Raw genomic sequence first — 23206 nt, 5'->3', positions numbered from 1 at the left:
TTGCCGGATGGCGGCGTACCGCCTTATCCGGCCTACACATCGCGCTGACCTGTAGGCCCGATAAGCGCAGCGCCATCGAGCGATTAGCTAATCGCCACCGGGAAGATCGAGCCGAGGATCATCGCGCCGAGGATGGCGCCGCCGGTGATCGGTTTCTGCCAGATGTAGAACAGCAGTGCGCCAACCAGCGAGCCGATCCCGATAGGAATCGAGGCGGTCATTGCGCTGAGGATAATCAACGGCCCCAGGAAGCGGCCGGAGGCGTTACCTGCGCCCATCATCACGTCGGCGCCGTAGGTGGAGTCGCTCTGGTTGATGGTGAACTTACGCGCCAGAATGATGAAGTAGCCCACCGCCAGGCCGAGGATCAGGCCGGTTGCCAGCGAGGCGGCGAAGTTCGCCACCGGGAAGACAAAGCCCGCGCCGAGCAGCAGCGCCGGGACGCCAAGACCGATCCCGGTCTGAATAGCGCCGCCGATATCGAGGATCCCCACCAGCGACCCTTCGATGATGCGGGCGAACAGGAAGCTGGCGCCAAACGCCGCCACCGCGCCGTAAACGCCGGTATCAATCCCCGACTTCAGCATCGCCACGAAGGCGACTTCGTTAAAGGCGCCGATGCCGTACAGGTAATACATGTGGGTCCCGGCGAAGACGCCGGAGGAGAGCAGGCCAACGAAGATCGGGAACGACCAGTCGGCATACCAAAAACCTTTATTCTGTTCCATTATCAGGCTCCCGTTATTTGCCGCTGAGTGAGTTGTGGATCATGTCCAGCCAGTTCGGCACGGTCAGATGGAAGGATTCGATCATCTTCATGTCGAAGCCGCGGAAGAAGCCGCTGAGGACGAACAGGGCGACAATGGCCACCATCATCACTTTGGTGACCCGGTTCCAGCCGCTCTCTTCAACGCCTTTGCCGATCAGAATACCCAGCACCAGCCCCGGTACGGCGTTGCCCATAATCAGCTGCGCTGCGCCGCCGAAGATGGTCGCCCAGAAGCCTGATTTTTTACCGGCGTCGATCGCCGCCAGCCAGAAGATCACCGGCATCACGGTGTTCACCAGCAGGTTTGCCGCCGGTACCAGTACCTTAACCGCGGTCACCTGCAGCGCTTCCGGTACGGACGAGGCGGTAAGGTTGAGGAAGGCGACGACAATCATGCCGATGATGCCGCAGGAGATGGCCATTTTTTTCGGATCGTGCAGCGTTTCGCCGACGTTACGATTTTTCAGCATCAGCGCCGCCGCGCCCCAGTTGGGGATAATGCGGTGGTCAACATCCTGGGTGAAGGAGCCTGCTGCAACGGAAGAGGCCCAGGCGTTAAAGAAGAAACCGAGGCCAAAGGAGAAGTGGGAAGCCGGATCGCCCTCACAGGAGTTCAGCTCGCCCAGGGTTCGAAACGCCCCCATCCCCTGGGTGGTAGGGGCATGAAACATGCGTGCCGCTCCGGCGCCCACGCCGACGCCGACCAGGCCGCCGATGATAAGCGATTTTATTAAAATTATCAGGAACATAGTCAGACCCTTTGCTAACAATCAGGTTTGCGTGACGAAATCCACTTTATCGAGATCGATGGCGGTCACGTTGACGGTGACGTCCAGCTCCACGCTGTAGGTCCGTCGTTCACGGCGCAAAAAGAAAAACAGGAAGGCCTCTTTTCGTACCGCTTCGCGCGCATGAACAACCGTCACGTCCTGTGGCTCAATACGCAGCAGAATGTGCGATGAGGTTTTCATCACCGCAGCCTGCACATGGTTCAGGGCATCGGCGAAGGCCCGTGATTTGCTTTCGCCTTTGCCGGCAACCCTCACCGTGGTGGTGAATTGCTCTTTCATACTTATGCGCCGTATTTCTTTTTCCAGGCTTCTACCAGGCGCTCACCCAGCTCTTCTTTATCCATAAAGCCGAAGCCCAGCACGTTGCAGCCTTCGTTGATGGCGGTGACGCCCTCTTCAACAGAACGCATGCCGTATTTCGCTTTGTAGCCGTATTTGGTCTGGGCGGTGATGGCGCCGGCGCCGCCGCTGCCGCAGAAGGAGATGCCGAAGGTGGCGTTTTCCGCTTTCATCATGTCGCCAAGCTTCATGTCGGCAGCAACGCCAGGGACGACCACTGCGCGTGCGCCGGCTTTCTCTGCGCCTGCGGCGACCTTTTGGCCTTTACCCAGACGGTCGCCAATAACTACGGTGATTTGTTCCATGTTTTGCTCCTTACAGGTTTTCTTTTGCGACTTCGAAGTGGACGGAGAGCAGCCAGGCCTCTTCATCGGGCAGGTTGCCGAACTGCGCGACCACTTCGCGGGCCAACGTCATTGAATCTGGTGAAATCTCTTCGAACAGGCTGGCATCCACTTCCGGCAGCGGTTCGCCGCTGATTGACCGGTGGGCCATCGCCCGCACGTGGGAAGTCAGCATTTGCTCCTGAACGTCGTTAGGGACGATGCCGTGACGGCTTAACAGGGCAAAAACCTGCTGCAGCATCTTGTCAGCCAGGCGTTCGGTCTGCGCTGCCTGCTCCCCTACGTCGTGTATTACCGCTCCGTTATTCACTTCTGATACCCCGCTGATGTCTCTGGGAATCAAAGTAGCGCCGGGAGATGGGAGTTTGTAGCGAGTTGTTTTCCACTTCGAAGTGGAAAGGGAGACGGCAGGCGTGATCGACACCACATATTCACTGGAAAAATGAAAAAACAGCAATTATGGCGTGAGACGTATCACAACAATGCGCGCGAATGAGCCGCCCGCGGCTGCGGAAAGGCCGGAAAAAGAAAAGGGAAAAATGTGATACAGGTAGGTTTTCAGGCAGGAGACATCGGCTGATGCCTCCCGAAAAGAACAGTTAGCGGTACTTCTTATGGTAGGTGTTGCGGGTGGTTTTAAACTCCTCCGCGGCGGCCTGCGCCTCTTTCACCTTGCCTTCATTCGCCAGCTTCAGCGCGCCGTCGATCTGGCCGATCAGAATATCCAGACCGTGACGGTAATCTTTCATCTCAGCGCTGTCGGCCGCTTTGCCTTCCAGCTTCGGCGGGGTCTCTTTCTGGGCATCAACCGCGGCGGTACGCATCTTATTCAGCGCCGCTTTCAGCTCGCCGGCGTCGGAGGTTTTCTGTACCACTTGCAGGTTTTCTGCCAGAGTGTCCATGTCTTCGCCCAGGTCGGCGAAGGCCGACGCTGAACCGAGCGCAAAAGCAGAGACAGCCAGCATCGCTAACAGTTTTTTACGCATTGCTCACTTCCTTTTTATTATTTAAGCAAACAGGTGTTATTGTCCGGCGATTTTCATCTCCGGCAGCAGCACAGAACCACACTGAATGTTGCTGCGCGTTTCAATATCATCGCCAATGGTCACGATATTACGCCACATTTCTTTCAGATTTCCTGCAATGGTGATCTCACTGACAGGATATTGAATTTCGCCATTTTCTACCCAGAAGCCGGATGCGCCGCGTGAGTAGTCTCCGGTGACGCCACTGACACCCTGCCCCATCAGTTCGGTAACCACAAGACCGGTGCCCATCTCTTTAAGCATCTTTGCAAAACTCAGGCCGCGGCCGTTAATGCGCCAGTTATGGATGCCCCCGGCGTGGCCGGTGCTTTTCATCCCCAGCTTGCGGGCGGAGTAGTTGGTCAGCAGCCACTGGGTCAGTACGCCATCTTTGACGATATCGCGACGCTCGGTGCGCACGCCTTCGCTGTCGAAAGGCGTGGAGGCCAGCCCTTTCAGCAGGTGCGGATGCTCTTCAATGGTCAGCCACTCCGGCAAAATTTGTTTGCCCAGCGAATCGAGCAGGAAGGTGGATTTGCGGTATACCGAACCACCGGCAATCGCTCCGACCAGGTGGCCAAACAGCCCGGTCGCCACTTCGTTGGCGAAAATCACCGGCGCCTTCATGGTCGACAGCTTACGCGGCGCCAGGCGCGACAGGGTGCGGCGGGCGCACTCTTCCCCGACCCATTCCGGGGATTGCAGATCCTCGATTGCCCGGCCAATGGTGTAGGCGTAGTCGCGTTCCATATCGCCGTCATCTTCCGCAATGACGCAGCTGGAGAGCGAATGGCGAGTCGAGCAGTAGCTTTGCAGCATGCCATGGCTGTTGCCGAACACTTTGATGCCATAGTGGCTGTTAAAGCTGCCGCCTTCGGTGTTGGTGATGCGTTTATCGGCCTTCAGCGCCGCTTGCTCCGCGCGGGCGGCCAGTTCAATGGCGTCGTCCGGGGAGACCTCCGCCGGGTGGAACAGGTCCAGATCCGGAGCGTCAAAGGCCAGCAGCTCTTTATCGGCCACACCGGCAAACGGGTCCGGGGAGGTATAGCGTGCGATATCCAACGCCGCCTGCACGGTACGGGCGATGGCGTCCGGGCTGAGATCGGTGGAAGAGGCGCTGCCCTTGCGGTTCTGGTGGTAAACCGTGATGCCTAACGCCCCATCGCTATTGAATTCTACATTCTCCACTTCGCCATAGCGGGTGCTGACGCCGATGCCTGTCGTTTTGCTGACGGAGACTTCTGCGCCATCGGATTTACCTGCCGCCAGTTCCAGCGCCGTGGTCACGGCCTCTTCCAGCGTCTTACGTTGCTGGGCAACTTGAGAGATCACTTTCATTGCTAATGCCATAATGTAAGAAGGAGTTAACTGAAGTCTAACAGAGAACCGTTTTTCAGTGCGCGCCTTAACTGGTAACATTAGCCTCTTTTTTTAAGGAGCCTGAGATGACAAAGCAGCCCGAAGACTGGCTCGACGACGTTCCCGGTGATGATATCGAGGATGAAGACGATGAAATTATCTGGGTCAGTAAGAGTGAAATTAAGCGCGACGCGGAAGAACTGAAGCGTCTTGGCGCTGAACTCGTTGACCTGGGGAAAAACGCGCTGGATAAAATTCCGCTGGATACTGACCTGCGCGACGCCATCGAACTCGCCCAGCGAATCAAAAAAGAGGGTCGCCGCCGCCAGCTGCAGCTTATCGGTAAGATGCTGCGCAATCGCGATGTCGATCCGATTCGTCAGGCGCTGGATAAGCTAAAAAACCGCCACAACCAGCAGGTTGCGCTGTTCCACAAGCTGGAGCAGATTCGTGACCGACTGATTGACGACGGGGATGACGCCGTAGCTGAAGTGCTGAACCTGTGGCCAGATGCTGACCGTCAGCAGCTGCGTTCCCTGATCCGCAATGCGAAGAAAGAGAAAGAAGGCAACAAACCGCCGAAATCCGCGCGCCTGATCTTCCAGTATCTGCGCGAACTGGCGGAAAACGAAGGCTAATTCCCGCCGCTTTTGCCGCACAAGTCACCCGGATGGCGGCGCGCTGCGCCTTATCCGGGCTACTCCGCTGTTTCCGGCGTTGTGCCGGATGGCGGCTACGCCTTATCCGGCCTACGAAAGGCTGCTTAACCTGATTTATCAAACGCTTGCTCAACACCGTAGGCCCGCGCAAGCGCAGCGCCGCCGGGCAAACTGTATCCGGCGCCGTTTCCGGCGTTGTACCGGATGGCGGCTACGCCTTATCCGGCCTACCTTCCCCATCTTCAACGCCAACATCGCGCCAGCAGGGGGTTCCCGCTGCATCTCCTGAGTCCCCCTAATCCGCGCAACGATACTTTTGTTTATTGCTTCACCACGGCTGAATCGTTAAAGCTAAAAGCAATGTAGATCACATCTTGTAGTGATAATTAATCATGCCTTAGCACAATAATACGACACTTATCGCATTTAACATCTTCAAAACGGCCACTTTCTCACCAGGTGAGGCGCTTCACATTTTAATCACCCCCATGCCGGTAGATTTCACACGTCAATGACACAATCGATTCAGCAAAAAGGGAATAAAAATGAAAAAGACATTGGTTCTGACGGCTATCGCTCTGCTGGTTTCTGGCTCCGCCGCGGCAAAAACATGGGTGCTGACGAGTGCTGAAGAGGGCATGGATAAAGGAAACTGGCAGATCAGCAGCGATCAGCTGAAGGTGAAAGACCATACGTTCAGCATTGAGCAGAAAGTCCTGCACGGCGGCAAGCAGGAAGGCAGCAAAATCCTCACCATTCGCAGTAAAGACGGCCTGACTATCACCCTCAGCCCGACGCGGGGCATGAACTTGCTGCGAGTGGAAGGCTTCGGCAGCCGGATGGGCTGGGATTCGCCGGTCAAAGAGGTTGTTAACCCGGCGTTTATCAACCTGGAGAGCCGCAACGGACTCGGCTGGCTGGAAGGGTTCAACGAGATGATGGTCCGCTGCGGCTATGAGTGGACCGGCCATCCGGTCACCGCGGACGGGCAAATTTATACCCTGCACGGCAAAGCCGGCAACACGCCGGCCTCCCTGGTGGAGGTTGAGGTGGCCGACAGCGCGCCGTATGAAATTCGCGTCCGCGGGCTGGTGAAAGAGAGCACCTTCAAAAAAGCCGATCTGCAGACCATGACCGAGCTGCGCTATATCCCGGGCAGCAACAGCTTCAGCCTGCACGATGTCTTAACCAATCACGCCGACTATCCGCATGATTACCAGATCATCTACCACAGCAACTTCGGCACCCCGATCCTGGAAGAAGGCGCGCGTTTCCTCGCCCCGATGTCCAGCATCAGCCCGTTCAATGATTACGCCAAGAGCGGATTAAAAACCTGGCAAACCTATCAGGGGCCGACCAAAGACTTTGACGAGATGGTGTTTAATATTCAGCCGCTGGCCGATGAAAATCACCAGACGCTGGCCGCCGTGGTCAACAAAGCGGGCGATAAAGGAGCCTCCATTCAGTTCGACACCCGCCAGCTGCCGGTCCTGACACTGTGGAAAAACACCGACACCGTCAAACAGGGCTATGTCACCGGTATCGAGCCGGGGACCAGCTACGCCTATCCGGTGACCATTGAACGCGAGCAAAAACGCGTGAAGCAGCTGCAGCCGGGCGCCAGCGCGCAGTTTGATCTGACCTACACCCTGCTGCACGACAGCGCTCAGGTGGCCGCCGTTGAGCAGAAAATCGCGCAGATTCAGGGCGACAATAAAGTCGCGGAGAACGAGACGCCGATCGCCAAAGAGTAAGGTTGTAACCAGTCAATTCCCGGAGCGGGGCGACGCCCCGTTCCGGGCTACTCCCGCCCCATCACCTCGTGCCCGAGATCCCGGGCAAACTGCTGGTACTGTCGCTCATCGATTGGCTGCGGGTAGCTCAGCACCAGCAGCTCATGATCCACGATGCCCTGATGATAGGTGGGATGACGATGCGCCCAGGGGTTAGCGTGAAATCCCATCGACTGATAAAAGCGCAGTCGTTTATGGGCGATCTCGCTGGTGAGCGGATCGATTTCCAGAATAGTCAGCGGGGCGCGCGTCAGGATCTGCGCCAGCAGCTGTTTACCATAGCCACGGGAGCGCAGCGTATCGTCGATCGCCAGATGTTCGACATAACCGTAGCCGGCAAACAGCCAGCAGCCGCTGAGGCCGATAAATACGTTCTCATCGAACCACGCCTCCAGCGCGTAGTGCGGGTGGCTCAGCGCCTGAAGTTTGGCCTCGCTTTCGCGCTGCTCGTGCCACGGAAAGGCGCGTGCGTAGAGCGCGTCCAGCATGGCGAAATGGGGCGAGTCGGTAGTTAGTACGCTTTCGCAGGTCAGCATCACACCCTCCCTGTTGGTAAAAACAAAACTGCCCTCACGCGGAGGGCAGTGACCGGAGGCGCTCGGGCTTACTCTGCCGCGGCCGCTTTTTGCGCCAGCTTATCCAGCAGCTTTTGATGAATGCCGCCGAAGCCGCCGTTGCTCATCACCAGGATATGGTCGCCAGGATGGGCGGTTTTGACCACCATCTCCGCCAGGGTATCGACGTCGGCGCTCCAGTGGGCCGGCTGGACGCAGGCTTCCGCCACTTCCGCTACCTGCCATGGAATATGCTGCGGCTGCAGGAGGAACACTTCATCGGCGCGGCCAAGGGACGGCGCCAGATCGTCCTTGCAGACGCCCATTTTCATGGTATTAGAGCGCGGCTCCAGCACGGCGAGAATGCGCGCGGTGCCGCCCACTTTGCCGCGCAGCGCCTGCAGCGTGGCGAGGATCGCCGTCGGATGATGAGCGAAATCGTCATACACGGTGACGCCGTTGGCTTCGCCGCGCAGCTCCAGACGACGGCGGGCGTTGATAAAGCTGCCCAGCGCGTTCGCGGCATCCGCCGGCAGTACCCCGACGTGACGCGCCGCGGCAATGGCCATCAGGCCGTTATGCATATTATGTTCGCCGACCAGCGCCCACTTCACCTCGCCGACCTTTTCACCGTCGAACAGCACTTCCCACTGCGAGGCGTCGGCGTTCAGCTTCTTCGCCTGCCAGTGGCCCTGCTCGCCCACCAGCTCCTGCTCGCTCCAGCAGCCCATCGCCATCACCTGCTTCAGGTTGATGTCGTTCTCCGGCAGGATAATTTTGCCTTTGCCCGGCACGATGCGCACCAGATGGTGGAACTGCTTCTGAATCGCCTTCAGGTCGTCAAAGATATCCGCGTGGTCGAACTCAAGGTTGTTAAGGATCAGCGTCCGCGGGCAGTAGTGAACAAATTTGGAGCGCTTGTCGAAGAAGGCGCAGTCGTATTCATCCGCTTCAATGACGAAGAACGGGCTGTCGCCCAGGCGCGCAGAGACGTCGAAATTGCCCGGAACGCCGCCAATAACGAAGCCCGGCTGGTAACCGCAGGCTTCAAGGATCCAGGTCGCCATGCCGGCGGTGGTGGTTTTGCCGTGGGTCCCGGCGACGGCCAGCACCCAGCGATCGCGCAGCACGAAGTCGTGCAGCCACTGCGGGCCGGACATATAGGGAATATTGTTTTCCAGCACCGCTTCAACGCACGGGTTGCCGCGAGTCATGGCGTTACCGATGATCACCAGGTCCGGCCGGGGCTCCAGCTGGCTGGGGTCATAGCCCTGAATTAAATCAATCCCCTGGTTTTCCAGCAGGGTGCTCATCGGCGGATAGACGTTAGCATCCGACCCCGTTACCTCATGACCGAGGGAGCGCGCCAGCATGGCCAGGCCCCCCATAAACGTGCCACAGATTCCTAAAATATGAATGCGCATTCGTCATTTCCTTCTCTTATCCGGGGCACATTTTACCCATATCCCGGGCCCTGGCGAAATGCATTTCAGGCGAATCTGTATTTTGCTGGCGCGATTCACCAGTGCGCACTTTTTTGATTCTTTGTTAAGATTGTTGCGTTCGTTTTACTCAACATAAAAATGCAGGGAACGAGTTATGAAAACGTTAGGTGAGTTTATTGTTGAAAAGCAGCACGAGTTCTCCCACGCCACCGGTGAGCTGACTGCTTTGTTGTCAGCAATAAAGCTGGGCGCCAAGATCATCCACCGCGATATCAACAAGGCCGGTCTGGTCGATATCCTGGGTGCCAGCGGTGCTGAAAACGTTCAGGGCGAGGTTCAGCAAAAACTCGATCTGTTCGCTAATGAAAAATTAAAAGCCGCACTGCGAGCACGCGATATTGTTGCCGGGATCGCCTCTGAAGAAGAAGATGAGATTGTCGTCTTCGAAGGGTGTGAACACGCCAAATACGTGGTGCTGATGGACCCTCTGGATGGCTCCTCTAACATCGACGTTAACGTCTCTGTCGGTACGATCTTCTCTATCTATCGCCGCGTGACGCCTGTTGGCACGCCGGTGACAGAAGAAGATTTCCTGCAGCCGGGAAACAAGCAGGTGGCAGCGGGCTATGTGGTCTATGGCTCTTCGACAATGCTGGTGTATACCACCGGCTGCGGCGTCCACGCCTTCACCTATGACCCGTCCCTCGGCGTCTTCTGTCTGTGCCAGGAGCGCATGCGCTTCCCGGAGAAGGGCAATACCTACTCCATTAACGAAGGCAACTACATCAAATTCCCGCAGGGCGTGAAGAAGTACATTAAGTACTGCCAGGAAGAAGACAAAGCGACGCAGCGTCCTTATACCTCACGCTATATCGGCTCTCTGGTGGCGGACTTCCACCGCAACCTGCTGAAAGGCGGCATCTACCTCTATCCAAGCACCGCCAGCCACCCGGATGGTAAGCTGCGCCTGCTGTATGAATGCAACCCGATGGCCTTCCTTGCCGAACAGGCGGGCGGTAAGGCCAGCGATGGTAAAGAGCGTATTCTGGATATTGTTCCGGAAAGCCTGCACCAGCGCCGCTCCTTCTTCGTCGGCAACAACCACATGGTGGAAGACGTCGAGAACTTTATTAAGTCGTTCCCGGACGCCTAAACGCCCTGCCCGCTCCTCCCGCGCCTGCGGGAGGAGCCTCTCGCTTAGCGACTCCCCGCCCCGCTCACCCGCGTCACCGCCGCATTCTGCCGGTTTTCCCACAGCACGGTCAGCCCACGCTGCAGCGCGATAAAGATAAACAGCAAAATGCCGATGGCGATTTTCGTCCACCATGAGCTGAGGGTGCCGTCGAAGTTGATGTAGGTCTGAATCAGCCCCTGGATCGCCACCCCGAACAGGGTTCCCAGCACGGTGCCAACGCCGCCGCTGAGCAGCGTGCCGCCGATCACCACCGAGGCAATGGCGTCCAGCTCCACGCCGACGCCCGCCAGCGCATAGCCCGCCTGGGTATAAATGGAAAAGACGATCCCGGCCAGCGTCGCCAGCCCGGTGGAGAGCATATAGATACGGATTGTGGCGCTGCGGGTGGAAATCCCCATCAGATTCGCCGACGTCGCGTTGCCGCCGATGGCATACACCTGATTGCCGAAGCGGGTGCGGTGGGCGACAAAAATACCGGCCACCACCACCAGCAGCATCAGCAGCCCCATGGCGCTGAGGCGTCCGCCGCCGGGAATGGTCCATGCCAGCCCGGACAGGGTGTCATACACCGGGTGGTTAATCGGAATCGACTCCTCTGATACCAGATAGCTCACGCCGCGCAGGAAGAACATGCCGGCGAGGGTGATGATAAAGGCCGGGATCTTCAGGGCGTCAATCAGCAGCCCCATAAACGCGCCGAAGGCGCAGCCCATCACCAGCACCAGCGGAAACGCCACCAGCGGTGATATTCCCCAAAAGCCAATCGCTTTGGCGAGAAAGACGCCGGTAAAGGCGATCACCGACCCGACAGACAGATCGATCCCGCCGGAGAGGATCACGAAGGTCATGCCCACGGCGATGATCCCGAGGAAGGCGTTATCCGTCAGGATATTGCAGATCACCCGCGTCGAGGCAAAGCCGGGGAATTGCGTCAGGCAGTAGAGATAGCCCAGCACAAACACCGCGAGGGTGATCATCAACGGTAAATTACGTTTTATCATGGCCGCGTACCCCTTTCAGTAAACCGATAAAGCGCGGCGACTGGACAATCAGTACGCACAGCACCACCACCGCTTTCACCACCTGGTTGAGCTCCGGCGGGAAGCCGGAGAGCAAAATCCCGGTGTTCATGCCCTGGATAATCAGCGCCCCCACCACCGACAGCAGCAGGTTGAATCGCCCGCCCATCAGCGAAGCGCCGCCGATGACCACCGCCAGAATGGCGTCCAGCTCCAGCCATAGCCCGGCGTTATTGGCATCCGCGCCGCGAATGTCCGCCGCCACGATGATCCCGGCGATCGCCGCGCAGACGCCGCTCAGGACATAGGCCAGCATCACCACGATGCGGGTATTAACGCCGGCGTTTTTCGCCGCGCGGATATTGATCCCCACCGCTTCGATAAACATGCCCAGCGCCGTTTTACGGGTAAACAGCCAGAACAGCAGCAGCGTAGCAGCGGCGACGATCACTGGCGTCGGAAACAGCAGAAACGATCCGCTGCCAAGCCACGCCAGCGCAGGGGAATCAAAGGTGACGATCTGCCCGGCGGTGATCAACTGCGCTACCCCGCGTCCGGCCACCATCAGGATCAACGTCGCCACAAAGGGCTGGATCTTAAGGACCGCCACGAGGATGCCGTTCCACAGCCCGGCCAGCGCGCCCGCCGCCAGCGAGGCCAGCAGCACCACCGCCAGGCTGTGTCCGGCGACGGTCATCGAGGCGGCCGTCGCGCCGGCAATCGCCATCACCGCCCCCACCGACAGGTCGATGCCGCCGGTGGCGATCACCAGCGTCATGCCGATGGCCAGCAGCGCCACCGGAGCGGCGCGGTTGAGAATATCGATTGGGCTGCCAAACAGGCGGCCATCCTGGAGCACTACCTGATAAAAATGGGGCGCCACCAGGCTGTCGACCAGCAGAACCAGCAGCAGAGCAATGATCTGCGGGGTGCCCTTCGGCCAGGTGAAGCGTCGCTTCTCCGGGCCGGTTTGCGAAAGAGATCGAGGCATCATGAGTTACTCCTTATGCCGCAATAGCGTTCATGATCGCCGGTACAGAGAGCTCGGCGAGCGGGATCTCGGCCACCTGCCGGCGATCGCGCATGATAATGACCCGATCGGCGTAACCCACCAGCTCCTCCAGTTCAGAGGAGATGACCAGCAGCGCCAGACCATCGGCGCAGAGGGTTTCAATCAGGCGAATAATTTCCGCGTGGGCGCCGACGTCAATGCCGCGGGTCGGTTCATCGAGGATCAGGAACTGCGGTTTGGTCAGCAGCCAGCGGGAAAGTAATACCTTCTGCTGGTTGCCGCCGGAGAGAAACTCGATCGGCTGCTCCGCGCTGGGGGTACGGATCCCCAGCTGGCGAATAAAGCGCTCGGCGATCTCGTTCTGTTCACGCCGGGGTATCGGCCGCAGCCAGCCGCGCTGCGCCTGCAGGGCAAGGACGATATTTTCCCGCACCGAAGCGGCGGCGATAATGCCGTCGGTTTTGCGATCCTCCGGACAGAAGCCGATCCCGAGGCAGGAGGCCTGATGCGGAGAGCGCAGGGTTTGCGGTTTGCCTTTGATCCATGCCTTCCCGCTGTCCGCCGTTTTAATGCCGAAGATCACCTCGGCGGTTTCAGTGCGTCCGGAACCCAACAGGCCGGCGAGGCCGACAATTTCGCCCGGACGGACCTGCAGGTCGAACGGGGCGATGGTGCCTTTCTTGCCGTAGCCTTCGAACGCCGCCACCGGCTTATCGCTCAGCAGGGTTCGGCCCGCCCGCTGCAGGGCGTTGTGGTCCAGTTCGCGGCCCAGCATCATTTTCACCAGCTCAATCTGCGGCAGCTCGCGGGTTTCGCGGCAGCCGACGAAGCTGCCGTTGCGCAGCACGGTAATGCGGTCGCTGACCGCATAGACCTGGTCGAGAAAATGGGTGACGAAGATCAGGCTGACGCCGTTATCCCTGAGCTGGCGCATCAGGGTAAACAGCATCTCCACCTCCTGAGTATCGAGGCTGGCGGTGGGCTCGTCGAGGATCAGCACCTTGGCCGACAGGTCGATAGCCCGACAGATAGCAACGATCTGCTGCATCGCTACTGAAAAGCGGTTCAGCGGCTCGCGCACATCGAGGGAAAAGCCATAGGAGGCCATCAGCGCCGTCGCCCTGGCCTCCATCTCTTTACGCCGCAGCAGGCCAAACCGCCGCGGCTCACGGCCGATAAACAGGTTGTCCGCCACCGACATATTCGGCAGCAGGTTCACTTCCTGATAAACGGTGCCGATCCCCAGCTGCTGGGCATGGGCGGTATTTTTCGGGGAAATGGCCTGGCCTTCCAGCCAGATGGTGCCGCGATCGGCATGGTAAACGCCGGTAAGCGCTTTGATCAGCGTCGATTTTCCGGCGCCGTTTTCGCCCAACAGGGCCATGATTTCGCCGCGCCGCAGGCTAAAGTTGACGTTATCCAGCGCCTTAACGCCGGGGAAGAATTTACTGAGTCCTTCGGTGCGAAGGATCTCCTGGTGTGCCTCGGCGCTCATAATCGATATCACCTTCAAATGATGTCAGGTTGCCCCGGTTCGCGCTCTGCTTGCCGGGGTTACTGGAACGCTGCCTGTTACCCTCTCCGCTTGCGGAGAGGGCCGGGATGAGGGGCTAGCCACTCAGTAGCCCATATTTTTCTTCTTCTCTAACTCTTCTTTCGCCGTATCCGGCAGATACAGCGTCGATTTGGTAATGGTCAGCTTCTCCGGCAGGGTGCCGTCTTTTTTGTATTTCTCCAGCGCATCAAACGCCGGGCCGGCCATATTCGGCGTCAGCTCGACGCTGGCGTTGGCTTCGCCGGCGATCATCGCTTTATAGATATCCGGCACGCCGTCGATGGAGCCGGTCAGAATATCTTTGCCCGGCTTCAGACCGGCTTCTTTAATGGCCTGGATGGCGCCGATGGCCATATCGTCGTTATGAGCGAATACCATGCAGATGTTTTTGCCGTTATTCTCCGCCTTGATAAAGCTCTCCATGACCTCTTTCCCTTTGCTGCGGGTGAAGTCGCCGGACTGAGAGCGGATAATTTTGATATTCGACGCTTTGGCGATAGCGTCGGCGAAGCCTTTCTTACGGTCGATGGCCACGCTGGCCCCGACGGTGCCCTGCAGTTCAACGACGTTACACGGCTTACCGTCGACGGTTTTCACCAGCCAGTCGCCAATCAGCTGGCCTTCCAGCACGTTGTTGGCGGTCACGGTGGTCATGTAGAGATCTTTATCTTTCACATCAATGGAACGGTCGAGGAGGAAGACCGGTATCTTGGCCTCTTTCGCCTCTTTCAGCACCGGCTCCCAGCCGGTGGCCACCACCGGCGCAATGAAGATCGCGTCAACCCCCTGGGCGATAAAGGAGCGCACCGCTTTGATCTGGTTTTCCTGTTTTTGCTGACCATCAGCGATCTTCAGCGTAATACCGCGCTTGGCGGCTTCCTCTTTCGCGACGCTGGTTTCCGCCGCACGCCAGCCGGATTCAGAACCGACCTGCGAAAAACCTACGGTTAGCGGGGCAGCTATCGCCATAGACGACATAGCTGCGGAAACTGCTGTGACAAGAAGTAAGCGCTTCCACATAAGGGTATCCTCGTAGGGTTATTGTTGGTTAAAGTCTCACCTGCGGACAAACTATAGACAATCGGTGATGTAACTGAATGCGTTACATCACACTTCAAAAAAGTAAATGAGATGTTAATTACAGCCCAATAGCCCAGCGGAGAGCGGATAAGGCTTCGCGGGGAGCGCGGCAGCGGCGGTTTGTGACGTTTTTTTAAGCAGTTTGATAAATCAATCACATGCAATGAAAACGGTTACATAAATTTATTCATGATGTGGCTATGTTTATGGATTTTCATGTCATTATGGCGTGCAAAATTCAGAGCACTCCGCGGCGAGATCGGGAAAAAGAAGCGAAGACATTCGATGTGAGTTGGCTATAATACCGAGCACTTGTTTGCCATACATTTTAAAGGAAACAGACATGAGCTTACTCAACGTACCTGCGGGCAAAGATCTGCCGGAAGACATCTACGTCGTGATCGAGATCCCGGCGAACGCAGACCCTATCAAATACGAAGTCGACAAAGAGAGCGGTGCACTGTTCGTTGACCGTTTCATGTCCACAGCGATGTTCTATCCGTGCAACTACGGCTACATCAACCACACCCTCTCCCTGGACGGCGACCCGGTTGACGTGCTGGTCCCGACTCCGTACCCGCTGCAGCCGGGCTCCGTGATCCGCTGCCGTCCGGTTGGCGTTCTGAAGATGACCGACGAATCCGGTGAAGACGCGAAACTGGTTGCCGTACCGCACACCAAGCTGAGCAAAGAATACGATCACATCAATGATGTGAACGACCTGCCGGAACTGCTGAAAGCCCAGATCACTCACTTCTTTGAGCACTACAAAGATCTGGAAAAAGGCAAGTGGGTTAAAGTCGACGGTTGGGACAACGCGGAAGCGGCGAAAGCCGAAATCGTTGCCTCTTTCGAGCGCGCTAAGCAGAAGTAATTCTGTCTCAGGCAGGGTCATCCCCTGCCTGATTGCGGCACGGATTGCCGCGATAACACCATGGAGGGTGTCCCGTGAAAAGCGTTCGCTATTTCACTCTTAACTTTTCTGGCTTCACGACCGCCGTCTCTGAAAAACAGGGGTATCTGCGCCTTATCGCCGGCGAGCATGTCTTTTATACCGATAAACGCTATTTTAACGACCCCGCACTTTTTGACCGTCTGAAGATCAATCAGCTCCTGCATCTTGGCGCCCGCCGCCTGGACAACGGCAGTTACTGGATCCACTGGCTCAGCGATGGCGAAACGCTCCTTGAGCCCAGTCAACGCGTAAAGCGCTGGGCCCGCCCGCTGCTGTTTATCAGCCTGCTGACGCTCATCGTCACCCTTATCCCGCTCCTGGTGAGCGCCTCGGAATGGGGTAGGTTCGGCTGCGGCATTATCGCGATACTGGCCTTCATCGCGCTGTTAACCGGGCTCTACGAGCGACTGTTCCACCCGGCGCTAAAACGGCACCCCGCCATGCGCGATCTGCTGGCGAAGATGGCAATGGCTCGCCGCCGCGACGTCTCCTTTTGCCAGCCGCTACCCGCCACGACGCAAGCCCTCCGCCAGTCGGCAATGCCTTTTACGCAAGCCCTGCCGGAACGCTATGCCACTCAGGCAGACATCATCACCGACACCCACTTTAAGAAGTGGTATGCAGGCAATCCAACCCGCGAATATCACGGCCTCGGGATACAATGCGGTTCCCTGCCGCTGGCCTTCTGGTGGCAGGCAGGCTGCGCTAATTTCGCGCTGCATCCGGTGTTTTACCGTCGTCAGCCGCCGTTTCTTGCCACCGGCGATCGCATCCTCGCCGTATACGAGCGCGACAGCCGGGCGATCCATGCGCTATACAATGCCAGCGACGGCGCGGCTTATATAAAAAACCATCCGCTCTATCCTGGACGCCGACAGCTGTCGCTGCTCTATTACCTGTTTTACGGCCTCGCGCTGGTGATGTATCTGTTATTTCTCGGGGTAGAACTCGTCAGCGCCCTTCAGTCAGGCCGGCGCGTCTGGTGGCAGGTTCAGGATTCACTGGACATGCTGTCCTTATTGTTACTCTGTTTTGGCGGGGTACTGGCGGTGCTGGAGCTGATAGGCCCAACGGCCTGGTTATTGTCACACCGGGTGGCTGACTGGCTGAAGCTGCGATCGGCGATGCGGCGTTACCTGCGGGGGGCTGCCCCTCCTACCACGCTAGAGGAGGTCATGTAATGTTCAGCACCCCAACACGACGATTAGTATTCCTCGCGCTGACGACGCTGGCTTCCACAGCGTGGCTGGCGAAGGATTATCTTCCGCTCTGGTAAGAGGTAGGCGCAGAAAAAAACAACGCCACCCGAAGGTGGCGCTGTCATGGTTAATACTGGTCGCGATCCAACCAGTTGCCGTTCGCTATCAACGTACAACCCTCAACGGAACGTTGATAGACATACATCCATGCGCTGCCGTAAGGCGTCTGAATCAGGTGGCGCGCATACTCGCCCCCCTTGGTGCGGAGCGCATCCAGTTCGGCCAGCGTCGATGCATCAATACGATAAACTTCACCATGTACTGTGCCTTCGCCGGGCACCGCGCCTGGATAGTGGCCCAGGCTGTACAGCTGATAATCGTCGACACTATGAGCGCCCAGCCACTGGGCGTTGGTCATCCAGTGGCTGTTGCCTTGTTTGCGTCGTAAACTGCCGTAAACAAATATTCGCATTGCTAAAACTCAAACTGATAGAGCAAATCGAGCGCCTGGTCGATGCCAGACACCGCTTCCACATATAGCTTAGGCATCAGGCGATAACGTAAAGTCAGCGTCGCCAGGGAATCGAAGATACCGACCCCGTATTTTACCTGCAGACCCGGCAGTACATAGCCGCTGACCACCACCTGGGAAGAGTCGCCTACCCCTTCGGTGTCCAACGCCAAATTGCTTACGCCAAACGTCTCGCCGATTTTACCCACAACCTGACCACTTTGTGCAACCCCCATACCAATAAGCATTGAGGTCATCGCGGCGCTATCGCTCTGTCCGCTGCTCAAACCCTGGCCGCGCAGCAGATAAGACAGCGCTTCCTGCTGGGACATAACCGGGTCAGAGAAGATCTCCGCTTTCGGCTGATCGGCGGAGCCGGTGACGCGAACGCCGGCGATCACGTCGTCTTCGGTGGCATCCGGGTTACGAATTGCTTCGATATTCAGTAATGGCTGATCCGGCGGACCGGAGAACAGCAGTTCCCCTTTGCGCACAATCAAATCCTGGCCATAGGCGTGGAAGCGGCCGTCCGGAATATTGATCTGCCCGTTGAGTCCCAGCCCCTGCTTGTCCTGCGCCACTTTCAGATCGCCGGTCAGACGCGCTTTCAGACCGAAGGCTTCCAGACGAACGTTGTTGCCGACGTGGATCGTCAGGTTGCTGTTGATCGGGATCCCGGCGCTCTGCTGATTAATCGGCTTGAGGTTTTTGTCGAGCATCACTTCATCAGAAGACACGCCAACCGCGCTCTCCGGCACCTCATTGACCACGATCCGCGCCCAGGGCACATCCACCTTGCCATCGAGGTTGAACAGGCTTGGCGTGGCGGTAAACACCACGTCCGGCGATACATCGAGACGGACCATTGGCGGCACCGTGATCCGCACCCGGCTGCCTTTCGCCGCAATTTGCGCCCGCCAGTTATCGATCTGCGTCCAGTCGGCGTTGCCGCTGAGGGCGATTTGCCCCTGACGGGTGTTCACCGTCCCCTGCAGGGTCGAGCGCGTGCCGTTGAAGTTCATCGCCAGCTGGCTCGGCTGCATATCAAACGGCATAAAGTTGCCGTCGATATCCACCCCGCTTAACTGCATCTGGCCGAACAGCTGCGGACTTTTCACGTTGCCGCCCAGGCGCAGACGGGCGTTGAGCCTTCCCTCCGCCTTTTCACCGCGGGCGAAAATCGGGTTGATCATCGCCAGCGAGAAGTTGCTGATATTGACGTTGCCGCCGAGGTTACGCCGCCCCTGCGGGTCGGTGACCTGCACCTGCCCATCCAGCTGGCCATTGTTGGTCAGGCGGATAAGCCAGCCCAGCTCCGCGCGATTGTTGTGCAGATCGGCGCTGAGGTTCAGCGTATCGAACGCCACCGGCAGCGGGGCGTCATTGACCACCTGGGTCACTTTGACGTTGCGCCCGCTGAGGGTCACTTTACCCTGCGGCAGCCCCTCTTTGGTGGTGTCCCAGCTGACATCGGCATTACCGGTAAAGACGCCGCTGGCCTGGGTCGCCTCCGGCATAAACGGCTTGAGCATCGCCAGGTCGAAGCGGTTGAGATTCACCCGCGCCCTCCCGCTGGCGCCTGCGTCAATGGTCTCAGGCACGCAGAGCTCGGCGTTCGGGTTGGTCCAGCAGTGTGGCCCGATGCTGATTTTCTGCTCCTGGTTGCGATAGTCCAGCGCGATACTGCGCGTCAGCGCCACCGGCCCCACCGGCGTCTGGAAGCGGGTATCGCTTAGCGCGCCTCTCCAGCGCTCGGCCTGACGATCGAAGCTGCCCGCCAGCGCCAGCTGGCCGGAAACCGGATCGCCTTGCACCCGCAGCCGCAGCTCATGCTGCTTCTCAGTGCCTTTGGCATTGAGCTGCACCAGGCTGATATTCACCCCCGGCTGGCTGATGCGATCCACCCGTACGTCCAGGTTGCCGCCAATCTGATCGGTGGATTTCACATCCCCTTTGACGTTGACCTGGGCGATGGTCAGCTCCTGCCAGCGCAGCGCCCGGGCGGTGATGTCCGCCAGCAGCTGCGGCGCATCGACAGTGCCGCGCACTTTCACCAGCCCCTTCGCCGTCCCGCCGAGCCCCGGCAGCGCATTATCCAGGTGCGGCGCATCGATGGTGGCGTCGAGATTCAGATCCTTCACCCCCAGCTCGCCTTTGATATCGGCGCTGTTCGGGCCTAACGCCAGATGCAGCCCCGGGATTTTCCACTGCAGATAGCTGTTGCCCTGCAGCGAGCCCGAAACATCCACCTTGTTCTGTTTCACGTTGCCGGTAATTTTCAGCTCCGGCACCGACATCTGCCAGCTGCCGCCGTACAGGCTGCCCTGGGTCTTGATCCTGCCATTGAGCTTCGATGGCCAGTCCGGCACCTCTTTGGCGGTGTTGATGCCGTCGAGGGTCAGCTCGCCGCGCCAGCTGATCGCCTGCTGCCAGTCGAGGAGCGCCTTCAGCTCGGTTTTCCCTTCCAGGGCATTGACCGTCAGCTTGTCGAGATTGATCTGCCGCTCATTGCCTTTGGCGTTGAGGGCGATTTTCGCCGGCGGCAGCGACTGGCCTTTCACCGCGGTGGAGAAGGCCAGCGCGTAGTCGGTCATTTTGCCGCTGAACTTCAGCTGGACGTCGTCGGCCTGGAACTGCTTCTCGCCGCTGAACGGCCAGGCGAGCTGCTTGCTCTTCAGCTCCATATTGAGCGGCAGCCCGGCCTCCGCCAGCTGCGCGTCCGCCCGCAGCGTGGCCGCGACCGGCCCGCTTAAGTCCACTCCGACCTTAAGCGTTTTACGTATCTCGCCGCCCACCTTCAGCTGCACCTTCTCCCCTTTCATCGGGTCGACGTTCAGCGTTCCGGCGAGGGTGATGTCTACCGGCCAGTTATCCTGTAGCTGGGCGCTGCCCGAAGCGCTGACCTTGCCCTGATCGGAGTCGATGTCGAGGGCGTCGAGCTTCATCTGCCCGTCGATACTGCTGACTTTCAGCAGCAGGTTGTACACGGTGATATCGGTATCGCCGGTGAGGCGCAGCTGCTCGCCGCGGAACGCCTGAATATTGAGGTTAAGCGGCAGATGGACATCGGTCATCGCCGGCAGCACCGGCTGCGAGAAGAGGTCGGTCATCGTCTCGCCGAGCGGTTTCTCCTGCGGCCGCGGGTTGTCGATTTTCGGCTCGACCACCTGCTCCTGCGCCACTTTCGCCACCTTCGGCAGAGCGATCAGCAGCCCCTGCAGCGAGGTCGGCGTCAGGGTCAGGTTTTTCTCCTGCCAGTTCAGGCCGGTGGAAAAATCGCGCACGGAGACCGCGGTATCGTCGATTTTGACGTTGACGTTATGCAGCGCGACGCGGCTGAGGGCGATCGGATAAGGGGTGGAGAGATTCAGCGGCCCGCTGTCCTCTTCCTCGACCGGCGCAGAGGGCGGCATCTTCTTCGTATCGACGGCGACGTAAATATCGCGCAGCGAGATGTCATTTACGCACAGACTGCTGTCCCACAGACAGCGCAGCCTGACGCTGAGATGAAACTGGCCGGCGGTCACCGCCACGCCGGGCTGCTCATAGCGGACATTATCGAGGGTTAAATCACGCCAGCCGCCGGTCACTTTGCCGATTTCCAGCCCCGGCACCCAGCGATCCGCCGCTTTGAACACCAGATGCAAGCCGGTGGTGGTGCCCACCAGGAACCCGACGGTGCCCAGCAGGAGAACCAACACGATTAATACGCCGAGGCTTATCTTCTTCCATAAACTCATAATTCAGGCCCCAGACCGATGTAAAACTGTAAACCATGCTCTTCTTTGTCGCCGATTGGCCGGGCGATATCCAGCTTGATCGGCCCCACCGGCGACTGCCAGCGCACGCCTACCCCGGCGCCGGTTTTGAAATCACTCTCGCGAATATCGCTGACCGCTTCGCCGCTATCGACAAACACGGCGCCCCACCACTTGCCACTGACGTTGTACTGATATTCCAGCGAGCCGGTGGCCAGCTTCGAGGCCCCGATCAGCTTGCCGTCATCGTCCTTCGGCGAGATGGATTTGTATTTATAGCCGCGAATACTGCGATCGCCCCCGGCGAAAAAACGCAGGTCCGGCGGCACCTTGTCAAAGTTGTCCGCTTCGATCCAGCCCAGGTTGCCACGCACCACAAAGCGGTGGCGGTCATAGAGGGTACGGATCCAGACGTCCTGAGCCTGCATCACGATAAAGTTGATGTCCGAGCCCCACATGGTGTTGGAGTAGTCCACCGAGTAGCGCTGCGAATCGCCCCAGGTAGGCATCAGGCCGCCGCGGGAGCGAGTGCGGTTCACCGAGACCCCCGGGTAAATCAGCATGGTGGTGTTGGTGACGTTCGCCTGGGTAAAGTGGTCCAGGCTCCAGCGCAGGTTAATCGCCCGCTGCCAGCCGCTCGACATCTCCCAGAAACGCGAGACCCCCAGGGTGGTGGAGTCGGCCTGGGTGTCATTGAGATCGGTACGCTTAAAGCCGCCCTGCATCAGATAGTACTGCTCGAGCGGGCTCTTGAGCAGCGGGACTTTATAGGTGAAGTCAAACTGCTGCTCCGGGGCGGAGAGGCTGACGCTGGAGGTCAGGCTGTGGCCATAGGAGTTCATCCACGGTTTTTTCCACGTGGCTTTCACCCGCGGACCGACGTCTGTGGAGTACCCTACCCCGGTTTCCACGGTGTTCTCTTTGCGTGGCGAGACAACGCCCTGCAGAGGCAGCACCTTGGTTTTCCGTGACTTAGCAAAATCAGGCGCCACCACCACCGAACTGAACCACCCGGTCGCCGCCAGGCGGCGGTTTAGCTCGGCCAGGTCCTGCGAGGTGTAGTAGTCGCCCTCTTTAAACGGCACGAGGTTTTGCAGGTATTCATCGCGAATTTGCGATCCGGAGAAGGTGACGTGGCCAAAGCGATAGCGTTCGCCGCTGTCGTAATCGATATCCCAGAACGCCTGATGGCGGTCGAGGGAGACCCCCAGCTGGCTTTTATTGAACTCGCTGTCAAAGTAGCCTTTGCGCAGGGCGACGCGGGTCAACGAGCTCTTGAAACCGTCGTAATCGCCGTGGTTGAGCACCGTCCCAATGGCCGGGCGGGTTTTCAACAGCGCCAGGTAATCGCTGTCGGTGCGGGCGCCGCCGCGCAGAATCACCTCGGTTCCGCCAATGCGCACCGGCTCACCCGGGGTCACTTTGGCGATCAGCACCTGACGGCCCCTTTTCGGCGGCGGACGCAGATCAAATTCAATCGTCGGCTCGTAATACCCCAGCGCTTTCAGACCTTCGCGAATGGCGTCATCGACGCGCGCGCGAAAGCGACGATCCGGCGTGACCTCATCACTCTGGATGGTGGAAAGCTGGGCGCGAACGTTTTTCTCCAGCTCTCCGGATAATCCCTCAACCTGCAAACGCACATTCGCTGCGCTGGCGACCCCGCTGACCAGCAAAAGGCTGGTGACACATAACTGGCGGATTTTTAGCACATTTTCTCCTGAATATCCCTGTTTCCCCCTACAGGAAACACTGGCGCCGCTCCACGGCTTAACAAAACCCTAACAACTTAGGGTTGAAAAAGTGGCAATAACCCAAATAATTCTTATGTATTAATCTAGACG

Annotated in this window: 21 protein-coding genes; 5 read left to right on the top strand and 16 right to left on the bottom strand. The window is 58.6% G+C overall.

The annotated features are described in order from the left end of the window. Positions 1–83: 83 nt before the first annotated feature. From ABLV76_RS03730 to pmbA, 7 genes are all read right to left on the bottom strand, one after another. Positions 84–728, bottom strand: coding sequence for a DUF4310 family protein (locus tag ABLV76_RS03730; protein WP_348878189.1), 645 nt, complete (start codon positions 726–728; stop codon positions 84–86). Between the two features lie 13 nt (positions 729–741). Next, positions 742–1518 carry a DUF4311 domain-containing protein gene (locus ABLV76_RS03725; protein WP_002886897.1) on the bottom strand — a complete coding sequence of 259 codons (777 nt, stop codon included), beginning with the start codon at positions 1516–1518 and terminating at the stop codon, positions 742–744. A gap of 21 nt (positions 1519–1539) precedes the next feature. Next, positions 1540–1839 (bottom strand): DUF4312 family protein, encoded by a 300-nt coding sequence (locus ABLV76_RS03720; protein ID WP_004206503.1) that lies wholly within the window; start codon positions 1837–1839, stop codon positions 1540–1542. A 2-nt stretch (positions 1840–1841) separates the two neighbouring features. Next, positions 1842–2204: an SFCGS family glycine-rich protein gene (locus ABLV76_RS03715; RefSeq protein WP_004206501.1), complete on the bottom strand. Its 363-nt coding sequence runs from the start codon at positions 2202–2204 to the stop codon at positions 1842–1844. Positions 2205–2214: 10 nt separating this feature from the next. Beyond that, positions 2215–2553 carry a PRD domain-containing protein gene (locus ABLV76_RS03710; RefSeq protein WP_004206500.1) on the bottom strand — a complete coding sequence of 113 codons (339 nt, stop codon included), beginning with the start codon at positions 2551–2553 and terminating at the stop codon, positions 2215–2217. Between the two features lie 289 nt (positions 2554–2842). After that, positions 2843–3229 carry a cytochrome b562 gene (gene cybC, locus ABLV76_RS03705; protein WP_002886893.1) on the bottom strand — a complete coding sequence of 129 codons (387 nt, stop codon included), beginning with the start codon at positions 3227–3229 and terminating at the stop codon, positions 2843–2845. Between the two features lie 36 nt (positions 3230–3265). Next, positions 3266–4618, bottom strand: a complete 1353-nt coding sequence (pmbA, locus tag ABLV76_RS03700; RefSeq protein ID WP_017900576.1) for a metalloprotease PmbA — start codon at positions 4616–4618, stop codon at positions 3266–3268. Positions 4619–4713: 95 nt separating this feature from the next. On the opposite strand from pmbA, the gene yjgA reads away from it, so the two are divergent. Next, positions 4714–5265: a ribosome biogenesis factor YjgA gene (yjgA, locus tag ABLV76_RS03695; RefSeq protein ID WP_004206498.1), complete on the top strand. Its 552-nt coding sequence runs from the start codon at positions 4714–4716 to the stop codon at positions 5263–5265. 566 nt (positions 5266–5831) lie between these two features. Then, entirely contained in the window at positions 5832–7040 is a 1209-nt protein-coding gene (locus ABLV76_RS03690) for an aldose 1-epimerase family protein (protein ID WP_048322773.1), read from the top strand. Positions 7041–7087: 47 nt separating this feature from the next. On the opposite strand, the gene ABLV76_RS03685 is transcribed toward ABLV76_RS03690, so the two are convergent. Together ABLV76_RS03685 and mpl are read right to left on the bottom strand one after the other, a co-directional pair. Beyond that, positions 7088–7615, bottom strand: a complete 528-nt coding sequence (locus tag ABLV76_RS03685) for a GNAT family N-acetyltransferase (protein WP_049092289.1) — start codon at positions 7613–7615, stop codon at positions 7088–7090. A gap of 68 nt (positions 7616–7683) precedes the next feature. Beyond that, positions 7684–9057: a UDP-N-acetylmuramate:L-alanyl-gamma-D-glutamyl-meso-diaminopimelate ligase gene (mpl, locus tag ABLV76_RS03680; protein ID WP_004206494.1), complete on the bottom strand. Its 1374-nt coding sequence runs from the start codon at positions 9055–9057 to the stop codon at positions 7684–7686. Between the two features lie 175 nt (positions 9058–9232). Here mpl and fbp point away from each other — a divergent pair, with 175 nt between their 5' ends. Continuing rightward, complete coding sequence (gene fbp, locus ABLV76_RS03675) at positions 9233–10231, top strand: class 1 fructose-bisphosphatase (protein WP_004206493.1); 999 nt, start codon at positions 9233–9235, stop codon at positions 10229–10231. 44 nt (positions 10232–10275) lie between these two features. On the opposite strand, the gene yjfF is transcribed toward fbp, so the two are convergent. From yjfF to ytfQ, 4 genes are all read right to left on the bottom strand, one after another. Further along, the gene (gene yjfF / locus ABLV76_RS03670) at positions 10276–11274 is read right to left on the bottom strand and encodes a galactofuranose ABC transporter, permease protein YjfF (RefSeq protein WP_002886825.1); all 999 of its coding nucleotides are present in this window, start codon (positions 11272–11274) and stop codon (positions 10276–10278) included. After that, complete coding sequence (gene ytfT, locus ABLV76_RS03665) at positions 11261–12286, bottom strand: galactofuranose ABC transporter, ATP-binding protein YtfT (protein ID WP_004206491.1); 1026 nt, start codon at positions 12284–12286, stop codon at positions 11261–11263. Before ytfT ends, yjfF begins: the two co-directional genes overlap by 14 nt. A 10-nt stretch (positions 12287–12296) precedes the next feature. Further along, on the bottom strand, positions 12297–13799 hold the full coding sequence (gene ytfR / locus ABLV76_RS03660) for a galactofuranose ABC transporter, ATP-binding protein YtfR (protein ID WP_008807146.1): 1503 nt from the start codon (positions 13797–13799) through the stop codon (positions 12297–12299). A 123-nt stretch (positions 13800–13922) separates the two neighbouring features. Next, a complete protein-coding gene (gene ytfQ / locus ABLV76_RS03655; RefSeq protein ID WP_002886769.1) occupies positions 13923–14879 on the bottom strand; it encodes a galactofuranose ABC transporter, galactofuranose-binding protein YtfQ in 957 nt (318 codons plus the stop codon). Positions 14880–15282: 403 nt separating this feature from the next. On the opposite strand from ytfQ, the gene ppa reads away from it, so the two are divergent. Together ppa and ABLV76_RS03645 are read left to right on the top strand one after the other, a co-directional pair. After that, a complete protein-coding gene (gene ppa, locus ABLV76_RS03650; protein ID WP_002886766.1) occupies positions 15283–15813 on the top strand; it encodes an inorganic diphosphatase in 531 nt (176 codons plus the stop codon). A gap of 74 nt (positions 15814–15887) precedes the next feature. Next, complete coding sequence (locus ABLV76_RS03645) at positions 15888–17075, top strand: hypothetical protein (RefSeq protein ID WP_231786871.1); 1188 nt, start codon at positions 15888–15890, stop codon at positions 17073–17075. A 145-nt stretch (positions 17076–17220) separates the two neighbouring features. On the opposite strand, the gene ABLV76_RS03640 is transcribed toward ABLV76_RS03645, so the two are convergent. Genes ABLV76_RS03640 through tamA form a run of 3 tightly spaced genes read right to left on the bottom strand, consistent with a single transcriptional unit; the run spans position 17221 to position 23074 of the window. Then, positions 17221–17565, bottom strand: coding sequence for a gamma-glutamylcyclotransferase (locus tag ABLV76_RS03640; protein WP_002886724.1), 345 nt, complete (start codon positions 17563–17565; stop codon positions 17221–17223). A 2-nt stretch (positions 17566–17567) separates the two neighbouring features. Further along, positions 17568–21344: an autotransporter assembly complex protein TamB gene (gene tamB / locus ABLV76_RS03635; protein WP_048322768.1), complete on the bottom strand. Its 3777-nt coding sequence runs from the start codon at positions 21342–21344 to the stop codon at positions 17568–17570. After that, positions 21341–23074, bottom strand: coding sequence for an autotransporter assembly complex protein TamA (gene tamA, locus ABLV76_RS03630; protein ID WP_023319583.1), 1734 nt, complete (start codon positions 23072–23074; stop codon positions 21341–21343). The genes tamB and tamA overlap by 4 nt, the downstream gene beginning before the upstream one ends. Between the last annotated feature and the right edge of the window lie 132 nt (positions 23075–23206).

The organism is Klebsiella sp. GB_Kp047, assembly GCF_040065235.1.
Taxonomy (GTDB): domain Bacteria; phylum Pseudomonadota; class Gammaproteobacteria; order Enterobacterales; family Enterobacteriaceae; genus Klebsiella; species Klebsiella quasipneumoniae.
Note: the sequence above shows the minus strand (reverse complement) of the source record. Positions and strands in the feature narration are given on the sequence as shown.